The 17774-nt window shown below is 64.8% G+C and carries 14 protein-coding genes and 1 tRNA gene; 7 read left to right on the top strand and 8 right to left on the bottom strand.

The features are described from left to right. Nucleotides 1-65 precede the first annotated feature (65 nt). Nucleotides 66-944: a fumarylacetoacetate hydrolase family protein gene (locus C0V78_RS05360; protein WP_101796771.1), complete on the top strand. Its 879-nt coding sequence runs from the start codon at nt 66-68 to the stop codon at nt 942-944. Here C0V78_RS05360 and C0V78_RS05355 read toward each other — a convergent pair. The 3 genes from C0V78_RS05355 to C0V78_RS05345 all read right to left on the bottom strand — a co-directional run bounded on the left by C0V78_RS05355 (nt 932) and on the right by C0V78_RS05345 (nt 3207). Beyond that, nucleotides 932-1006: transfer RNA gene (locus C0V78_RS05355), tRNA-Thr, on the bottom strand. The two genes, C0V78_RS05360 and C0V78_RS05355, sit on opposite strands and share 13 nt — an antisense overlap. Before the next feature lie 24 nt (nt 1007-1030). Next, nucleotides 1031-1927: a hypothetical protein gene (locus C0V78_RS05350; RefSeq protein WP_101796770.1), complete on the bottom strand. Its 897-nt coding sequence runs from the start codon at nt 1925-1927 to the stop codon at nt 1031-1033. Then, nucleotides 1888-3207: a replication-associated recombination protein A gene (locus C0V78_RS05345; RefSeq protein ID WP_101796769.1), complete on the bottom strand. Its 1320-nt coding sequence runs from the start codon at nt 3205-3207 to the stop codon at nt 1888-1890. The genes C0V78_RS05350 and C0V78_RS05345 overlap by 40 nt, the downstream gene beginning before the upstream one ends. A 56-nt stretch (nt 3208-3263) precedes the next feature. Here C0V78_RS05345 and C0V78_RS05340 point away from each other — a divergent pair, with 56 nt between their 5' ends. The 3 genes from C0V78_RS05340 (at nt 3264) to C0V78_RS05330 (ending at nt 5506) form a co-directional block, all read left to right on the top strand. Next, entirely contained in the window at nt 3264-3974 is a 711-nt protein-coding gene (locus C0V78_RS05340; protein WP_144039839.1) for a class I SAM-dependent methyltransferase, read from the top strand. A 7-nt stretch (nt 3975-3981) separates the two neighbouring features. Continuing rightward, nucleotides 3982-4911: a phosphorylcholine transferase LicD gene (locus tag C0V78_RS05335; protein ID WP_101796767.1), complete on the top strand. Its 930-nt coding sequence runs from the start codon at nt 3982-3984 to the stop codon at nt 4909-4911. A gap of 142 nt (nt 4912-5053) precedes the next feature. Further along, nucleotides 5054-5506 (top strand): hypothetical protein, encoded by a 453-nt coding sequence (locus C0V78_RS05330; protein ID WP_101796766.1) that lies wholly within the window; start codon nt 5054-5056, stop codon nt 5504-5506. Here C0V78_RS05330 and C0V78_RS05325 read toward each other — a convergent pair. Further along, nucleotides 5494-6663, bottom strand: a complete 1170-nt coding sequence (locus tag C0V78_RS05325; protein ID WP_101796765.1) for a glycosyltransferase family 1 protein — start codon at nt 6661-6663, stop codon at nt 5494-5496. The genes C0V78_RS05330 and C0V78_RS05325 overlap by 13 nt on opposite strands. 46 nt (nt 6664-6709) lie before the next feature. Further along, complete coding sequence (locus C0V78_RS05320) at nt 6710-6994, bottom strand: antibiotic biosynthesis monooxygenase (RefSeq protein WP_101798211.1); 285 nt, start codon at nt 6992-6994, stop codon at nt 6710-6712. A 147-nt stretch (nt 6995-7141) separates the two neighbouring features. Between C0V78_RS05320 and C0V78_RS05315 the strand changes: the two genes are divergently transcribed. Then, complete coding sequence (locus C0V78_RS05315; protein ID WP_101796764.1) at nt 7142-9097, top strand: hypothetical protein; 1956 nt, start codon at nt 7142-7144, stop codon at nt 9095-9097. 10 nt (nt 9098-9107) lie between these two features. Here the strand turns inward: C0V78_RS05315 and typA are convergent, their stop codons facing one another. Further along, nucleotides 9108-10934: a translational GTPase TypA gene (gene typA, locus C0V78_RS05310; protein WP_101796763.1), complete on the bottom strand. Its 1827-nt coding sequence runs from the start codon at nt 10932-10934 to the stop codon at nt 9108-9110. Nucleotides 10935-11189: 255 nt separating this feature from the next. Between typA and C0V78_RS05305 the strand changes: the two genes are divergently transcribed. Both C0V78_RS05305 and C0V78_RS05300 read left to right on the top strand, forming a co-directional pair. Continuing rightward, nucleotides 11190-13826, top strand: a complete 2637-nt coding sequence (locus C0V78_RS05305; RefSeq protein WP_101796762.1) for a TonB-dependent receptor — start codon at nt 11190-11192, stop codon at nt 13824-13826. Between the two features lie 127 nt (nt 13827-13953). Then, nucleotides 13954-14418, top strand: coding sequence for a DUF805 domain-containing protein (locus C0V78_RS05300; protein ID WP_101796761.1), 465 nt, complete (start codon nt 13954-13956; stop codon nt 14416-14418). Between the two features lie 60 nt (nt 14419-14478). On the opposite strand, the gene C0V78_RS05295 is transcribed toward C0V78_RS05300, so the two are convergent. Both C0V78_RS05295 and C0V78_RS05290 read right to left on the bottom strand, forming a co-directional pair. Further along, nucleotides 14479-17001: an ABC transporter permease gene (locus C0V78_RS05295; RefSeq protein WP_101796760.1), complete on the bottom strand. Its 2523-nt coding sequence runs from the start codon at nt 16999-17001 to the stop codon at nt 14479-14481. Beyond that, nucleotides 16998-17678 (bottom strand): ABC transporter ATP-binding protein, encoded by a 681-nt coding sequence (locus C0V78_RS05290; RefSeq protein ID WP_101796759.1) that lies wholly within the window; start codon nt 17676-17678, stop codon nt 16998-17000. The genes C0V78_RS05295 and C0V78_RS05290 overlap by 4 nt, the downstream gene beginning before the upstream one ends. Nucleotides 17679-17774: the final 96 nt, after the last annotated feature.

The raw sequence follows: 17774 nt of genomic DNA, 5'->3' as shown, positions 1-17774 counted from the left end.
AGCCCGGGCCGCTTGTCTCCCCCGGCGTTGCCGGCAAGATGGGGATATCGAGAAGAGGGTATCCCATGCGCATCTGCCGATTCGTGCTGCCCGAAACACCAGACCAGCCGCGGCTTGGCCTGCTTGAAGGCGATGCAGTGCGCGATGTGACGGCCGCAACCGATGTGCTGCCGGACCTGCGCTGGCCACTGCCCTTTGGCGACCAGCTGATCGCCAACCTGCCTGCCATCCGCGCGCGGATCGCGGAGCTTGCCGCCGGTGCACCCGTCCTGTCGCGCCGGGCGGTGCGCCTGCTCTCGCCGGTCGCCAATCCCGCCAAGTTCGTTTGCGGGGCGGGCAACTGGAAGCACCACGGCGCGCCGCTGGGCATGATGGGGTTCATGGGCAAGGCCGTAACCGCGCTGGCGGGTGAGGGGGATGGCGTTGCCTTGCGCTGGCCGGACCGGGCCACCGTGCATGAACCGGAACTGGCCATCGTCATCGGGCGCGTATGCTCCAACGTGCCGATCGAAACGGCGCTGGCCCATGTCGCGGGTTATTGCTGCGCGCTCGACATGACGCTCAAGCCCGAGCGCGAGGACTGGGCTTTCTGCAAGAGCTTCGACACCTACGGCGTTCTCGGCCCCTGCCTTGTGACGGCGGACGAGGTCGCCGATCCTTCGGCGCTGGGTTATCGCTTCTGGGTGAACGATGAGCTTCGCGGAGAGCGAAGCTTTGCCGACCTGACAGGAAGCCCTGCGGGACTGATCGCCTTCGCCTCAACCGCCATGACGCTCTACCCCGGTGATGTCATCCTCTCCGGCGCGGCGGATGTCGCTCCCGTGGCTGCGGGAGACGTGATGCGGCTGGAAATTCCCGGCATCGAAACGCTGGTTACTCGCGTGTCCGTCTCGCCAGAAGCGCGTTCGGCTCCTTGGGGCGCTGCTGCTGCTGGTGCCGGCTGAGGGATTTGAACCCCCGACCTTCGGTTTACAAAACCGCTGCACTACCACTGTGCTAAGCCGGCCCGCGAGCGTTTGCGCCCATAGCCCTAGACAGCACCAAAGGTCCAGCCCTCGGTTTGCGCCACGCCTTGCAGGGCGGGCGGGTTCCACAAATGCGGTTGGAAGGCGGCGCGGCGCAGCCAGGCGGCGGTGAGGATCGCGTCGCTCGTGTGATCGTCCACCGTGCCGCTGGCCCTGACCGGCCTGCTGCCGAATGCGGCAAGCGCGGCGTTGAGCTCTTCGTAGCTGCGCATCTTCGAACGGCCCGGCGCGCGCCCGGCGTGAAGGGCGGCAATCGTCGTGTAGATCTCCACGACCACCGAACCGCTGGCCGGCAGGGGATCGACCGGCCAGACCGGCAGGCGCGGGCTGATGCGATGCAGCATCCGCATGCCGGACAGGCTGGACTTGCCGACCTGCGCCGCTCCGACGAGGTTGAAGTTCGAGTAGGGCCGGCAGCCCATGGCTTCCTGCGCCCGCTCCGTCACCCGAAAGCGCCCGCGCCCGCCGCCGAAATGCCGACCTTCGCGCCCGCCATGGCGGCGGAAGTGATGGGCTGCCTGGGGATGATCGACGAAGCTGGTTACGGACAGGTGCGGGTCGTTCGCGCAAAGCTCCTCCACCCGCGCCCAGAGGCTGCGCGCATCGGGCGGGCTCTGGTCCCATTCCGGGAAAAAGCCGGAGCGGTCGGCAAAGGGCAGCGATATGCCAAGGTCGAGCCCTGCCAGCGTGTCCTTGGGCATCTCGTGCAGCAGCCAGTCGGCGACTTCCTGCCGCGACCAGCGTTCCCCCGGGCGGACCAGCCGGGGCGCTTCATCGCCTTCGCCGCACAGGGCAACGGAAATGCCGCGATGGCGCTCGCCCACGGCGCCCGACCAGTCGATGGCGGCAAAGTTGCGGAACCTCACGCCCCGCCGCGCTCCCGGCGCTTGCGGTCCCACCATTCCAGGCGCTTGAGCACCTCGCGCTCGAAGCCGCGCTCGACCGGCTGGTAATAGGCCTGCGGGTTCATGCCCTCGGGCCAGTAGTTCGCCCCGGAAAAGCCGTCTTCCGCGTCGTGGTCGTAAGCGTAATCCTTGCCATAGCCGATGTCCTTCATCAGCTTGGTCGGGGCGTTCAGGATATTGGCCGGTGGCGCAAGGCTGCCGGTTTCGCGGGCAGATTTCCATGCCGCCTTCTGCGCCGCATAGGCCGCGTTCGATTTGGGCGCGGTGGCAAGGTAAAGGCAGGCCTGGACCACGGCCAGTTCGCCTTCGGGCGATCCCAGGAATTCGTAGGCGTCCTTGGCCGCAAGGCACTGCACCAGCGCCTGCGGATCGGCGAGGCCGATGTCTTCCGATGCAAAGCGAACCAGCCGCCGCAGCACGTAGAGCGGTTCCTCGCCTGCCGTCAGCATCCGAGCGAGGTAATAGAGCGCCGCCTGCGGGTCTGATCCGCGCAGGCTTTTATGCAGCGCCGAGATCAGGTTGTAGTGGCCGTCGCGGTCCTTGTGGTAAACCGCCACGCGGCGCTGCAGGAACTTGCCGAGGCCCGCCGGATCGAGCGGCTCTGGGATTTTCGCGGAATAGAGCGTTTCAGCCTGGTTGAGCAGGAAACGTCCATCGCCATCGGCACTGGCGACCAGCGCCTCGCGCGCCTCTGGCGTCAGGGGCAGGGGGCCTTCCAGCTCCTCTGCGCGGTCCAGCAGCGTGTCGAGCGCGCGTGCGTCAAGCCTGTGCAGGATCAGCACCTGCGCGCGGGAAAGCAGAGCGGCGTTTAGCGCAAAGCTGGGGTTCTCGGTCGTCGCGCCGACAAGCGTGACCGTGCCTTTTTCCACGAAAGGCAGGAACCCGTCCTGCTGCGCGCGATTGAAGCGGTGGATCTCGTCGACGAACAGCAGCGTGCGCATCCCCGCTCGGGCGGCGGTTTCGGCTTCGGCAAAGGCCTTCTTGAGATCGGCCACGCCCGAAAACACGGCGCTGATCGGGGCGTATCGCATGCCGACCGCCTCGGCCAGCAGACGGGCGATAGAGGTTTTTCCCGTGCCCGGCGGCCCCCACAGGATCATCGAGGAAAGCCGCCCTGCGGCCACCATCCGCCCGATCGCGCCTTCAGGGCCGGTCAGGTGCTCCTGCCCGATGACGTCCGGCAGGACGCGGGGCCGCAACTGATCGGCCAGCGGGGCATCTCCGGCCGGCTCATCCGGGGCTGCGTAATGCGGATCGGCGGCGAAAAGATCGGACATCGGGCCGGTCTAATCCAGTTTCCGCCCGATTGCACCGCACCTGCACGACCCGGCCGGTGAAATTTGCCCAAGCGGTTGACTCTGGCGCATATCATGCCGAAGGCCGGGCAATGGTCGTAAGTAAAAATCCTGAGCAATACTGGAACGCATACTACGCTAATGAGCAGGTTCCGGAGTTGCCCTCGCAGTTCGCCGTTTTCGTGGCGAACGAGCTGGTCACGGGTGCGCTCCCGGCACATCGGTCGCTGATCGACCTGGGCTGCGGCAATGGTCGCGATTCGCTGTTCTTTGCCCAGCTTGGCTTTCATGTCGGCTGTCTCGACCGGTCCAGCGCCGCCATTTCCGCCTGTCAGAGCCGCTTTGCCAAGGCGTCGCTCGCTGCCACTGCGATGCCGCAATGCCGGGTTGGCGAATCGCATGGCGATGGCCTTGGTGAGCTCGCCGAGGCGCTTGGCGGGCCGGTTTTCATCTATTCGCGGTTCTTCTTCCACGCCATCGACGAAGAGGCGGAGTTGCAGACCTTCGCCCGGATTGCAGAAGTGCTCGCCCGTCATGGCGGCATGCTGGCAGCAGAGTTTCGCACGACCGAAGACGAGAAATTACAGAAGTTTACTTCGCCCCACTATCGGCGCTATATCGCCCCGGAAACGTTCTCCGAACGTCTGGCACGGGCCGGCCTGGAAACAGTCTGGCAGGCCGAAGGGCGGGGGATGGCAAAATATAAGCAGGATGATGCCTGCGTCGCACGGGTAATCGCAAAAAAATGATGGCAGAATGACCTGGTTCGCAGAGGGGAAACCCAGCACCGACCTGTTGCGTCTGCAACAGGCCGAGATGCAGATCGCGCGCGCGCTGATGGACCGCGGCCGCGAACTGGGCCTCAGTCCCTTCCTTGCGGCCGGATCGGCGCTTGGTGCCTGGCGGGGCGGCGGGATCATCCCGTGGGATGACGATATCGATATCGGCCTGCTGCGCGAAGAATACGAAGTGCTGATCGAATCGTTGCGCAAAGATCCCCTGCCGGACCTGTTCCTGCAATGCTGGCGTTCCGAACCCGGATATCCGCTGGCCTTCGCCAAGCTGCGCATGAACGATACGGTGATCGAGGAAAATCCCTGGAATGACGCGGGTTTTCACCGGGGCATCTTCGTCGATATCTTTCCCTTCGATGCCCTGCCGCGATCGCGCTTCCTGCAACGCTTGCAGCGGTTGGCGCTGGTCGTGGTCAATGTCTTCGTCATGTCGTTCAGCCTCAGGATGGTCGACGCGGCAAAGGCGCGACGGCTCAAGCTGCTTCGCTGGGCTGCCTTCCGTCTGCGCCCGGTCGTCCCCGTCGGCGCGCTGATCCGCCTGCGCGAGTGGCTCAATCGCCTTCCCTTTGCCCGCAAGTCGGACGTTTTCGTCAGTTTCGAGATGTATGGCATCCGTTTCGCCGATCGCACCCGGGTTGAACGCGACTTGCTTCTCCCCACCGTGCCTTGTCGTTTCGGCGATGGGGAAATGCCGGTTCCGGCGCAGTGCGATCGCTACCTGCGGCGGCTTTTCGGCGATTACACGAGGCTCCCGCCTGAAGACAAACGCCAGCCGATCCACATCACCAAGGTGGACTTCGGCAGCAAGGCGCTTTCACTCCTCACCTTGGCCTGTGGTGCTTTCATGGTGAAACGGGCGCCGCTTTTCGGCGTGCTTGGGCTGACGGCCTAGACCACTCCGCCGTGTAAGCCATCGCCGGCACCCGCGGTGCGCGGCATCGCCCGGCTGCGAGCCGCTCTTCCGATTGCTTTTGCCATTACACAGGCATAGCCTTCACCCTGGGGGGGGAAACGACCCTGTGGGGAGACATGCCATGAACGCAACTGTCGCCGCCCGCCAGCCGGTAACCTGGCACTACTGGGCAATCTCGGGGCTGAGCCTGCTGTGGAACAGCTTCGGTGCTTACGATTACACCATGAGCAAGCTTGATCCTGCGGCCTACTTTGCGGCCATGGGTCTATCGCCCGAAACCCTCGCTTATATGGAAGCAATGCCTTCGTGGTTGACGATCTTCTGGGCGCTCGGCGTCTGGGGATCCTTTGCCGGGTCAGTGCTGTTGCTGCTGCGCTCCCGCCATGCGGTCACGGCGTTCTGGGTATCGCTGCTCGGCCTTGCCGTCAGTCAGGCCTGGCAGCTTTCCGCAGGCGGAATGCCGGCAGAGATGACCGCGCCGCCGATGCTGCTGATGACGGTGCTGATCTGGGCAGGGGTGATCTTCTTCATCTGGTATTCCCGCCGCGCACTGGCGAAGGGCTACCTGCGCTGAGCCTTCTGCCGGATCAGCCGGACGTAGGTATCCGCTACGGCCTGGTTGATCCGGTCCCATGAAAAGTCATGGGCGCGTCGTTCGCCAGCAGCGCCATGCGCCGCGCGCAGCTCCGCATCGGCAAGATAGGCGGCCAGCGCATCGGCAAACTGGGTGATTGCCCCCGGCGGGATCAGCCGGCCCGAGCGATTGTCCGCTACCAGGCTTTCGCTGCCGGTTGCCGCGGCGGCGACCACGGGCAGGTTGCAGGCCATGGCTTCCAGCGTGACATTGCCGAAGGTTTCGGTCGTGGAAGGGAAGAACAGCACGTCCATCGACGCCACCGCCTTGCCAAGGTCCGTCCCGGCCATGAAGCCGGCGAAGACGGCATGGGGAAGGCGGGCCTCCAGCCAGTCGCGCGCCGGGCCATCACCGACAATCAGCGTGCGGTGAACAATGCCGCGACGTTTCAGTTCGTCGATCGTGTCGGAGAACACGTCGAGCCCCTTTTCCATCACCAGCCGGCTGTGGAAGCCCACGACCAGTTCCTGATCGCCGATGCCCAGGCTTCGCCGCCACTCCATTGAGCGCAGGCCGGGGTTGAACAGTTCGCGGTCCACCCCGCGCGACCAGATCGAAATGTCGTAATTCATCCGCTGGTCGCGCAGCACCTGTGCCATCGATTCCGACGGTGCCACCAGCGCGTCGCAACGGCGGTAGAGCCGGCGCAGCAGGGCTTCGACGGCCGGTTCCAGCCAGGCCATGTTGTAATAGCGGAAATAGGTTTCGAACCGCGTGTGGACCGATGCGAGCACCGGCAACCGCCGCGCGCGGGCCCAGGTTACGGCGCGGTGGGCGACGAAATCGGGCGAGGCGATGTGCACCACGTTGGGTGCAAAGGCTTTCAGGTCGGCGCGGACGCGCGGTGAAAGGAACAGCGGCACGCGATATTCCCCGCGGCCGGGAAAGGCCAGCGAGGGCACGCCGACAAGGTCTCCCGTCGGGGGGAAGGCGGGTTCAGCCACCACAGGCGAATAGACGCGCACCTGCGCGCCCTGCCGCAGCAGGTAGCCTACAAGGCGGTTCAGCGCTTGGTTCGCGCCATCGCGCACGTAATTGTAATTGCCGCTGAACAGGGCGATGCGCAGGTCAGCAAGCGGGGCGTCGGGCTCTGCCATGGCCGGCGCCTTAGCCGCTTGCGTGCCCTGTGGCGAGGGGGCGGGGTCAGGACAGAGTGAAATGTTCCATCGCGCCGCCCACCGTCATGGTTCCCATTGCGGCGCGGAAAGCGCGGAAGCTCTCCAGATCGCGGACGGCACCATGGGCTTCGAGCGATTCCCACTCGACGACGAAAGCGAATTTCGACGGGTCCTCTACTCCCCTGCCGAAGCGGACGGCGCCAACGCCGGGGCAGGCCTGGAGGTGCGCGATGCCGCCATTGCGCATGGCCACTTCGAAGGCTTCCTCGCTGCCGGCGGCGACGGTGATGGTGGCGATTTCGGTGATCATCGGGGTGTCCTCTGCAATTTCCGCCAGCTTTGCCGCCGGAGGGTGCAGAGGCAAGCCCTGCGCCATCGCCGAGGCGCTAAGCCCCGCCGATATTGCGGTTGCACGCCAATGCTAAGCACGGTTAGGGATCGGTGCAGGGAGAAACGGATGTCTACTGGCAAGATCGCCATCGTGCTTGGCGCAACGCTCGGCCTTGCGGCCGCGCCGGATGCCGCACAGGCGCAACGGGCGAGCGAAAATGCGGTTGCCAGCAGCGGCGATGCCTTTGGCACGCAGGTCGGCACGGAATCGACCGGCATCTACAACGAGAACGACACTCGCGGTCTTTCGCCGCTGAAAGCCGGCAATGCCCGCCTGGACGGGATTTACTTCGATCCGGTCGCATCGCTTTCGGGGCGTGTGCGCGCCTCCTACGGCATTCGCGTGGGCATTGCCGCGAACGACTATCCGTTTCCGGCCCCCACCGGCATTGTCGACAGCGAGCTGCGCACCGCAGGGAACGATTTTGTCGGCAGCGTTGCCCTGACCAGGCTGCAATATACCGGCTACCTGATGGAAGCCGATCTTACGGTGCCCATCGTCAAGGACCATCTCAGCACCTATTTCGGTATCGGTCATGCCCGCACGGTCACCGGTGACGGCGCGGTAACACCCAGTGCCGCATTCGGGTTCAAGCCGGTGATACGGCCCGGCGGTGGCATCGAGATCAGCCCGTTCTATGCCGGTACGCTGCTCTACAAGATCCATTCAAAGCCCTTCTTCCTGACCAGCGATGCCATCATTCCGCCCCAGCCCAGGCAGGGGAACTATCTGGGGCAGGACTGGGCGCAAGGTCGCAGCTGGCAGACCAACGCCGGCATTACTGTCCGCGCGCCGCTGACGGGGCGGCTGGCACTGCGTGCGGGCCTGTTCCGATCGGCAATCGAGCGCTATCGCAACTATTCGGAATTCTTCGTATTTTCCGATGCTTCCAGCACGGTTCGCCACCGTCTGGTTTCGGACCCCCGGCTTGACCTCTATTCGTGGAGCGGCGAGGCGCAGCTCGCCTGGAAGCTTGGCGGCAACCCGCAGCTGGAGCATCGCCTGATCGGCGGCTTCCGCGGTCGCAGCCGCTACACTGAATCCGGCGGATCGGACTTCCGCGATTTCGGCCTCATGGACCTTTACGGCACGGATCCGGAACCCGAACCCACCTTCACTTATGGTCCGGTGAACCAGGGGCGCGTGCGCCAGCAAGCCTGGCTGCTGGGCTATCAGGCGAAGATGCCCAAGCTGGGGCACCTCAACCTTGGCCTGCAGCGGGCGCGCTATCGCGCCACCTTCCGCGATGCCCGCAGCGGCTCGATAACCTCGAGCGCCGATGATGCATGGCTCTACAATGCCACGGTCGCGGTTCACCTTGCCCGGGGCGTGCAGGCCTTCATCGGCACCGAGAAGGGCCTTGAAGACAGTGGCGCTGCGCCGGAAAACGCGCTCAACCGCAACGAGCAGCTGCCGACGACCCGCTCGACCCAGTACGAAGGCGGGCTGAGGGTCTATTTCATGGGACGCAACCAGTTGGTCCTTTCTGCCTTCCAGATCAAGCGGCCCTATTTCACCTTCGATTCATCCGGGCGCTTCACCGAACAGGGCGAGGCGCGGTATCGCGGCGTGGAAATGTCGCTGACCGGCCGTTTCGACCGCCTGACGGTGCTGGCCGGGGCCGTGGCGATGAAACCGCGCGTCAGTGGCCCGGCCGTGGCTGCCGGACTGGTCGGGCATCGCCCTGCCGGGATTCCGGACTATTACGCCAAGCTTGACCTGCAATACCGGACCGACATCCTGGGCGGGTTGACGCCAACCGCCACGGTAACGGCCACTGGCAAGCGTGCAATGGGATCGGCGCCGGTCAAGGCGCTGGGTGGAAAGCAGGCGATGCTGCCAGCCCATGCCGCGCTGGATCTGGGCCTGCGCCATCGCTTCAAGGTGGGAGACATTCCCGCCTCGGTGCGTTTGCAGGTACAGAACGTTTTCAACCGCACCGGCTGGAAGGTGGTGAACAGCAACACCCTCCAGCCCGAAGAGTACCGCCGCATGATGCTGAATCTTGCGGCGGACTTCTAAGGGTTAAGGCTCAGGCCGCTTCCTTCTTGCGGCTGGCCTTCTTGCGCTCGTGCGGATCGAGGATCGCCTTGCGCAGGCGGACGGACTTGGGCGTCACTTCCACCATTTCATCGTCATCGATGTAGGCGATGGCCTGTTCCAGCGTCATGATCTTCGGCGGGGTCAGGCGGATCGCATCGTCCTTGCCTGACGAGCGGAAGTTCGTCAGCTGCTTGGACTTCATCGGGTTGACCTCAAGGTCTTCCGGCTTGGCGTTTTCGCCGATGATCATGCCTTCGTACAGCGGAGTGCCGACGCCGACGAACAGGATGCCGCGTTCTTCAAGCGGGCCAAGCGCATAGGCCACGGCCTCGCCGGTGCCGTTGGAGATCAGCACGCCGTTCTTACGGCCTTCGATCGGGCCCTTGTGGGGGCCGTACTTCTCGAACAGGCGGTTCATGATGCCGGTGCCGCGGGTGTCCGAAAGGAACTCGCCGTGATAGCCGATCAGGCCGCGCGACGGGGCAGAGAAGGTGATGCGGGTCTTGCCGCCGCCCGAGGGGCGCATGTCGGTCATTTCCGCCTTGCGCAGGTTCATCTTGTCAATGACCGTGCCCGAGAATTCATCGTCCACGTCGATCACGACGGTTTCGTAAGGCTCGGTGCGGTTGCCCGCCTCGTCTTCGCCGAACAGCACGCGCGGGCGGCTGATGCCGAGTTCAAAGCCCTCGCGGCGCATCGTTTCGATCAGCACGCCCAGCTGAAGTTCGCCGCGGCCCGCCACTTCGAAGCTGTCCTTGTCGGCGCTCTCGGTGACCTTGATGGCGACGTTCGATTCCGCCTCGCGCATCAGGCGGTCGCGGATCATGCGGCTGGTCACCTTGTCGCCTTCGCGGCCCGCCATCGGGCTGTCGTTCACGGCAAAGCGCATCGACAGGGTCGGCGGATCGATCGGCTGGGCCTTGATCGGCACGCTGACCGAGGTGTCGGCGATGGTGTTCGACACGGTTGCCACGGTCAGGCCGGCAAGGCTGATGATGTCACCGGCCTTGGCTTCGTCCACCGGAACGCGGTCGAGCCCGCGGAAGGCCATCAGCTTGGAAGCGCGGCCGGTTTCGATCACCTTGCCATCGGCATCAAGCGCGTGGATCGGCTGATTGACCTTGACCGTGCCCGACTGGACGCGGCCGGTCAGCACGCGGCCGAGGAAGTTGTCGCGATCGAGCAGCGTCACGAGGAAGCTGAACGGCGCATCCGGATCGAGGTTCGGCGGCGGCACGTGATCGACGATCTTCTGGAACATCGGCTCAAGCGTGCCTTCGCGGCGCGAGGGGTCTTCGCTGGCATAGCCGTTGCGGCCCGAAGCGTAGAGCACGGGAAAATCGAGCTGTTCGTCGGTGGCATCGAGGCTGACGAACAGGTCGAACACTTCGTCCAGCACTTCCTGGATGCGCTCGTCAGGGCGGTCGACCTTGTTGACCACGACGATCGGGCGAAGGCCCAGCGCGAGCGCCTTGCCGGTGACGAACTTGGTCTGCGGCATGGCGCCTTCCGAACTGTCGACCAGCAGGATCACGCCGTCGACCATGCTGAGGATGCGCTCCACTTCGCCGCCGAAGTCGGCGTGGCCGGGGGTGTCGACGATGTTGATGCGGATGCCGTTCCATTCGATCGAAGTCGGCTTCGCCAGGATGGTGATGCCGCGCTCCTTTTCGAGGTCGTTCGAATCCATCGCGCGCTCTTCGACGCGCTGGTTGTCGCGGAAGGTGCCGGACTGGCGGAACAGCTGGTCGACAAGCGTGGTCTTGCCGTGGTCGACGTGGGCGATGATCGCGATATTGCGCTGGTTTGCGGACATGAGAGACTTTCGGGGACTGGAACAGGGCGCTTGCTGCGCCGCAACATGGCCGGCCCCCTAGACTATGGCAGGCTTCAGGGCAAGGCGCGCGCCTGTGCCATTGCTGCAACAGGGTTCGGTTTCGTTTGCGACCAGTGTGATGGGTGATTGCGCGGCAAGGCCGGAAATCCTAAGCTTTCGTTTAGAATAACCGGGGAAGGGGCGTCTCGGCGGCTTTGCCGTAGCGTCAGCTCCAATAAGAGAGGACGATCCTGCATGAAAATCACGACTCGCTTCGTGCTGCTCGGCACCGTTGCAGCGGCTTCGATGGCGCTGCCCTCGCTGGCTTACGCCGCCGAGGTACAGGTCGCAGAGGAAGAAGCGCAGGCCGCGCCGCCTGCCGAGGAAACTGCCGGTTATGGCAACGAGATCGTCGTTACCGCCACCAAGCGCGAGCAGACCCTGCAAGACGTTCCCGTCGCCGTTTCGGTGACCACGGCCGAAACCATCGAACGCGCCCAGATCCGCGACATCCGCGACCTGTCCAGCGTCGTGCCCTCGCTGCGCGTCAACCAGCTGCAGAGCTCGGCCAATACCAACTTCTACATCCGCGGCTTCGGCAACGGCGCCAACAACGCCGGCATCGAACCTTCGGTCGGTCTGTTCGTCGATGGCGTCTATCGCTCGCGTTCGGCCTCGATGATTGCCGACCTTCCGGATATCCAGCGCGTCGAAGTTCTCCGCGGCCCGCAGTCGACCCTGTTCGGCAAGAACGCATCGGCCGGCGTCATTTCGATGACCACGCGCAAGCCCCGCTTCGAACTGGGCGGCAACGTTGAAGCCAGCTACGGCAACTTCAACGCGCTCGTCGTCAAGGGCGTGGTGACGGGCCCGATCAGCGAGACGATCGCCGCCAGCCTGGCCGGCGGCTACAACCGCCGCGACGGTTACGTGAAGGACGGGGCCACTGGCGCCGACATCAACGAGCGCAACCGCTGGTTCGTTCGCGGCCAGGTGCTGTTCGAACCGTCGAACGATTTCTCCGTCCGCCTGATCGGTGATTACGGCAAGATCGACGAAACCTGCTGCGCCGTCATCAACCTGCGCCGCTCGGCCGCATCGTCGGTCATCCTGGGCCTTGGCGGCAAGCTGAGCGATCCGGCCAATCCCTTCGCCGATGTCACCTACAACAACGTCGATTCGACCAACAAGATCGAGAACTGGGGCCTTTCGGGCCAGATCGATTACTCGATGGGCTTCCTCAAGCTCACCTCGATCACGGCCTATCGCCGTACCGGTTCGCTGACCAACCAGGATTCGGACTTCTCCAGCGCCGACCTGATCGGTCGCAACTGGCAGGACCTGAAGCTTGATACCTTCACGCAGGAACTGCGCCTCAACACCGATTGGGACGGCCCGGTGAACCTCATGCTGGGCGGTTTCTACTTCAACGAGAAGGTGGACCAGAAGAACGATATCTTCTGGGGCGCCCAGGCACGGCCCTATGCCGATCAGCTCATTCGCGGCGCGAGCAGCAATGCGCTGAACGTTACGCTGATGGAAAACACCTTCGGCGGATCGGAAGCCGTGGCATTTTCCAACCCGGCACTGGCCACGAAGTACCAGAACCGCTTCTTCGCGCAGGGCACGGGCCTGAACGAAGCCTACAAGATGAAGAACGAGAGCTACTCGATCTTCGGGCAGGTGGAATTCAAGCTGGCAGACCGCCTGACGCTGACCGGCGGTGCGAACTACACGCATGACAGCAAGACCTTCAGCACCAACGTCGTTTCCAGCGATGCCTTCTCGTCGGTGAACTTCGATTCGCCGGTCTATGCGGAATTCCGCCGGCAGCTGATCCTTGGCGGGCTGGTTGCGCAGGGCGTGAACCCGGTAACGGCAGCCGCTCAGGCCGAAGCGTTGAAGAACAATGCAGCGTTCAACCCGCTCAATGGCCTGAAGCCGCTGCAGTTCCTGCCGCCCTTCATGAACGTGCCGAACGCCGTGGAAACCGGCAAGTATTCGGACGGCGACTGGAACTGGACGGCACGTCTGGCCTATGAACTGAACGACAACCTCAACGCCTACATCAGCTATGCCACCGGCTATAAGGCCAGCTCGATCAACCTCTCGCGCGACAGCCGCCCGAGCCCGGCTGATCTCGCTGCGCTGAAGACGGCGGGCGCTGCCGTCGTCAACCTGTCTTCGGGCAGCCGCTTTGCCGGTCCGGAAAGCTCGACGGTCTATGAATTCGGCCTCAAGGGCAACTGGGGCGTCGCCTCGGCCAACGTCGCCGTGTTCAAGCAGTCGATCGCGGGCTTCCAGTCGAACATCTTCACCGGCACGGGCTTCTTCCTCGCCAATGCGGGCAAGCAGTCGGCCTTCGGTATCGAATTCGAAGGCATGGTGAAGCCGACTCCGGAGTTCACCGTCAACCTGGCGATGACCTACCTCGACGCCAAGTATGACAGCTTTGCCCTTTCGGCCTTCGGTGACCTTACCGGCACCCGTCCCGGCGGCGTTTCCCCGCTGTCGATGACGATCGGCGCGGAATGGAACAAGGAACTGGGCAACGGGGATCGCCTGATCCTGCGCGGCGACTATCACTATGAGGCGCTGTTCAAGCTGGTTGAAGGCCTGCCCGGCTTTGTCGTGAAGAACTCGGCCGGGGTCATCACCGATGTCTCGACCGCGCTGCAGATCGGCCGCGACTTCAAGCAGGACGTGAACCAGGTGAACGCCTCGATCACCTATGCCATGCAGAACGGGCTGGAACTGTCGCTGTGGGGCCGCAACCTCACCGACAACCGCTCGATCCTGCAGATCTTCGATTCGCCCGCGCAGTCGGGTTCGATCTCGGGCTACCCGAGCGAGCCGCGCACCTGGGGCGGATCGGTGCGCTTCCGTTTCTGACGCGCCAATACGATACAGGACAAGGGAAGGGGGGCTTCACGGCCCCCCTTTTCGTTTGCCAAGCGTCTGTTTTTGTGGTGGCTTCCTGCCATCGTGGCCTGGAGCCGCTGGATAGGGGGTATTTGCGATGGAATGGATGCTTCTGCCTTACAAGCGCTACGCCGACTTCTCGGGCCGTTCGCGCCGCATGGAATACTGGATGTTCACGCTGCTCAGCGTCATCGTCAGCGTGGTCTGCCTTGCGCTGATCTTCGGCGGCATGCCCAGCATGGAAAACCTCGCCACTGCCGAACAGACGGGTGCCGATCCCTTCGCTGAAATGGGTACGCTCAGCTGGATCGGCATTGCCATCATCGTGGTCTGGGGCCTCGGCTCGATCATCCCCTCGATCGCAGTGACTGTGCGTCGCCTGCATGACCAGAACTATACCGGCTGGATCTATCTCGGGGTGGTCCTGCTTGGCCTGATCCCGCTGATCGGCACCCTTGCCCAGCTCGCCTTCCTGGTCGTCATGTGCCTTCCGGGAACCAAGGGCCCGAACAAATACGGCCCCGATCCGCTCGATCCGAGCAGCGCTTCGGTTTTCGAATAACGCTCATTCCCGAATGACAGGAAACCCCTCTCCCCGCTGCCGGGGGGAGGGGTTTTCGAATCACAGCTCGCGTAGCGCCTGCGAAGGCCGGGTGCGCAGCACCGGCATCGATGCCGCCAGGGCAAAGGCCAGGACGAGGAGCAGGCCGGCTCCCAGCACGCCGAGCACTTCCAGCCAGTCCGGCAGCCACTCGAACTCGAACATCTGGACGATCACCAGCCAGCTCACCCCCGTGCCAAGGACCAGGGCAACCACGCCAAGCAGGGCCGCCAGCAGCCCGTATTCCCCAAGCTGGACCAGCAGCAATTGCCGGCGGCTTGCACCCAGGACGCGCAGGATCACGCTGTCATAGGTCCGGGCGGCGCGTGCTGCCGCGATTGCGCCCAGCAGCACGGCAATGCCCGCCAGAACTGCCACCGATGCAGCCGCAAGGATCGCCAGGCTCATCTGCGAAAGCAGGTCGCGCGCCTGACGCAGCATCGGGCCGGTTTCGATCACCGAACTGGACGGGAAGGCGCGGGCAAGCTGGCGCAGAAGCTCTGCCGGCGGGGATGCTTGCGGAACGTCAACCGTGGCGGCGAAATTGTGCGGGGCATCGCGCAGGGCATTGGGCGAGAAGACGAGGAAATAGTTGAAGCCCATCGTCGCCCAGTCGATCCGCCGCAGGCTGGCGATGGTCACTTCGCGTTCGACGCCCAGCACGCTGACCGCCAGCTTGTCTCCCACTTTCAGGCCTGCCGCCTCGGCAATCTCGGCATCGATGGATACGAGCGGCGGCCCGGCATAGTCCTTGGGCCACCATTCGCCGCTGACCAGCGTGTTGCCCTCGGGCACGGTATCCGAATAGGTCAGCCCCCGTTCGCCGCGCAGTGGCCCTGCGCCTTCGGGAAGCTGCTTGAGATCGGCGATGCGGACCATGTTGCCCGGCTGGCCATAGGCAAGCACGGCACCGCGCAGCGCCGGCACGGTGCGCACTTCGGCCTGCGGTGCAAACTGGTGGACGGTCTGCGTAAACTGGCCGAGCCGGTCCTTCGGTACGTCGAGCACGAAATAGTCCGGTGCCTGCTGCGGTACGCGGGCAGAAATGTTCGCATCAAGGCTGGACGATATCGCCGCCAGCAGGACGAAGGCGGAAAGACCGAAGCCCAGCGCGGTCACCAGCGCGCCGGTTTGCGCACCGGGCCGGTGGAGGTTGGCAAGGGCTGTCCGCAGCAAGGGGTTTGCCGGACGCGGCAGCCGGGCGACCAGGCGGCGGACTGCCCAGCCCAGCAGGCCAAGCAGGCCGAGCAGTGCCGCCGAACCGGCAAGGAACAGGGCAGTCACCATGGGCTGAGCGGCGCTCAGCATGGCAGTCGCAACGATCAGGGCCAGCCCGATGCCCACGGGCCATGCCGCACGTCGCCACTCGCGGCCCAGCGGCGATACGCGCGCGCGCAGCAGGGCCATGGCTGGAAATGCGCGTGCCCGGGCGAGCGGAACGGCGGTGAACACCAGCGCCACCAGCAACCCGTACAGCGCGGCACGCAGCAGGGCGAGCGGCTCGATCGGGAAGCCCTCCGGCACCGGCAGCAGTCCCCGCAACGCATTGGTGAGCAGCGGCGTGACCATCACGCCAGCCGCCAGCCCTGCCAGCGTGCCTAGCAGGGCAACGGCCATGACTTGCATCAGGGTGATCCGCGCGATGTCGCTGCTTGTGGCACCCAGAACCTTGAGCGCCGCAATCGAGCCACGCTTGCTGTCGAGCCACGAGCCGACGCCGCCGCCGATGCCGATGCCGGCGATGGTGAGCGCCGCGAGGCCGACGAGGACGAGGAATTCGCCCAGCCGGTCAATGAAGCGCTCGGTCCCCGGCGAAGCGCGGTCTCGGGTGCGCAGGTCGAACCCGGCGGAGGGGAACTGGCGGCGCAGGCTCTCTACCACCGGTTCGGTCTCGCGCGGTTGGTCAAAGGCCACGCGCACCTTGCTGCGATACATGGCGCCCGGCTGGATCAGCCCGGCGGCATAGGGCACATCCTCGCGCACGATGACAGGCGGGGCAAAGCCCATGCCCTCGCCAAGCCGGTCCGGCTCGTCCGCGATGATCCCTGCAACCGTCAGGCGCAGCGGGCCGATGGCGATCGTGCCGCCCTTGTCCACGCCAAGGCGCGCAGCAACGCCTTCGCCGATCCATGCCGTGCCGGCATCCGGCTGGCCGACCTTGCGACCGTCCTTCAGGGTGAGCCGGCCATAGAGCGGCCAGTTGGCGTCGATGGCTTTCAGTTCGACCGGCGCAACAGCGTCGCCCGCGCTGACCATGGCTTGCAGGCGCGTGCCGGACGAGACCCGGCCAAGCTGGCGCAGGGCGGCCATTTCCGCATCGCCCGGCACGCGTTGCCACACGGCGACCTGCAGATCGCCGCCCAGGATAAGCTGGCCGCGGGTTTGCAATTCGCGCTCGATTGCCTTGGTCAGCGTACCGATTGCCGCCAGCGCGCCGACCCCCAGGAACAGGCAGACCAGCAGCAGCCGCAGTCCCTTGAACCGGGCGGAAAGGTCACGCCGGGCGATCCGCCAGGCGGTCGCGAGGGGAAGGGCTGCGCTCACCGCTTGCCGGTATCGTTGACGATGCGCCCGTCGCCGATGGTGACCACGCGTTCACAGCGCTCGGCCAAGTGCTCGTCGTGAGAGATGATGATCAGCGTGGCCCCAGTTTCGGCGCGGCGACTGAAAAGCAGTTCGATGATCGAAGCACCGGTCGCGGCATCGAGGTTGCCGGTCGGTTCGTCAGCGAAAATCAGAGTCGGTCGCGGCGCGATGGCGCGGGCAATTGCCACGCGCTGCTGCTCGCCGCCGGAAAGTTGCGCGGGATAATGGTCAAGCCGGTGGCCGAGGCCGACCGCCGCCAGTTCCTCTGCCGCGCGCTGCCAGGCATCGCTGGCCCTCATCAGTTCGAGCGGCGTCGCGACGTTTTCCTGCGCGGTCATGGTCGGCAAAAGGTGGAAGGCCTGCAGGACAACCCCGATCCGTCCCCGCCGGGCGAGTGCCAGACCGTCTTCGTCAAGCGCGGTGAAATCCTGTCCGGCGACGGTAAGCTGGCCACCGCCGGCGCGCTCAAGGCCCGAGAGAACCGACATCAGCGAGCTTTTGCCCGAACCCGATGGTCCAAGCAGGGCAAGCGTTTCACCCTGGGGAACGGCAAGATCGATGCCCTTCAGGATCTCCACCGATCCGAGGGTGAGGGTGAGGGCGCGCGCGGAAACGGCAAGGGGGGGACTTGTCACGGCGCTGCGATGGCATAGCTATGGGCAGGCCCGCAAGGAGGGAAAATGTACAGGTTTGTCACAAGCATCGCAGCTGTTATCCTCTTGTCCGCCTGC

The sequence above is a fragment of the Novosphingobium sp. TH158 genome, from assembly GCF_002855555.1.
GTDB lineage: Bacteria > Pseudomonadota > Alphaproteobacteria > Sphingomonadales > Sphingomonadaceae > Novosphingobium.
Note: the sequence above shows the minus strand (reverse complement) of the source record. Positions and strands in the feature narration are given on the sequence as shown.

What these genes read in the sequence shown, in the direction of transcription:
- C0V78_RS05360 (WP_101796771.1), top strand. Translation starts at nt 66, where the DNA reads ATGCGCATCTGCCGATTCGTGCTGCCCGAAACACCAGACCAGCCGCGG.
- C0V78_RS05350 (WP_101796770.1), bottom strand. Translation starts at nt 1,927, where the DNA reads ATGGTGGGACCGCAAGCGCCGGGAGCGCGGCGGGGCGTGAGGTTCCGC.
- C0V78_RS05345 (WP_101796769.1), bottom strand. Translation starts at nt 3,207, where the DNA reads ATGTCCGATCTTTTCGCCGCCGATCCGCATTACGCAGCCCCGGATGAG.
- C0V78_RS05335 (WP_101796767.1), top strand. Translation starts at nt 3,982, where the DNA reads ATGACCTGGTTCGCAGAGGGGAAACCCAGCACCGACCTGTTGCGTCTG.
- C0V78_RS05330 (WP_101796766.1), top strand. Translation starts at nt 5,054, where the DNA reads ATGAACGCAACTGTCGCCGCCCGCCAGCCGGTAACCTGGCACTACTGG.
- C0V78_RS05325 (WP_101796765.1), bottom strand. Translation starts at nt 6,663, where the DNA reads ATGGCAGAGCCCGACGCCCCGCTTGCTGACCTGCGCATCGCCCTGTTC.
- C0V78_RS05320 (WP_101798211.1), bottom strand. Translation starts at nt 6,994, where the DNA reads ATGATCACCGAAATCGCCACCATCACCGTCGCCGCCGGCAGCGAGGAA.
- C0V78_RS05315 (WP_101796764.1), top strand. Translation starts at nt 7,142, where the DNA reads ATGTCTACTGGCAAGATCGCCATCGTGCTTGGCGCAACGCTCGGCCTT.
- typA (WP_101796763.1), bottom strand. Translation starts at nt 10,934, where the DNA reads ATGTCCGCAAACCAGCGCAATATCGCGATCATCGCCCACGTCGACCAC.
- C0V78_RS05305 (WP_101796762.1), top strand. Translation starts at nt 11,190, where the DNA reads ATGAAAATCACGACTCGCTTCGTGCTGCTCGGCACCGTTGCAGCGGCT.
- C0V78_RS05300 (WP_101796761.1), top strand. Translation starts at nt 13,954, where the DNA reads ATGGAATGGATGCTTCTGCCTTACAAGCGCTACGCCGACTTCTCGGGC.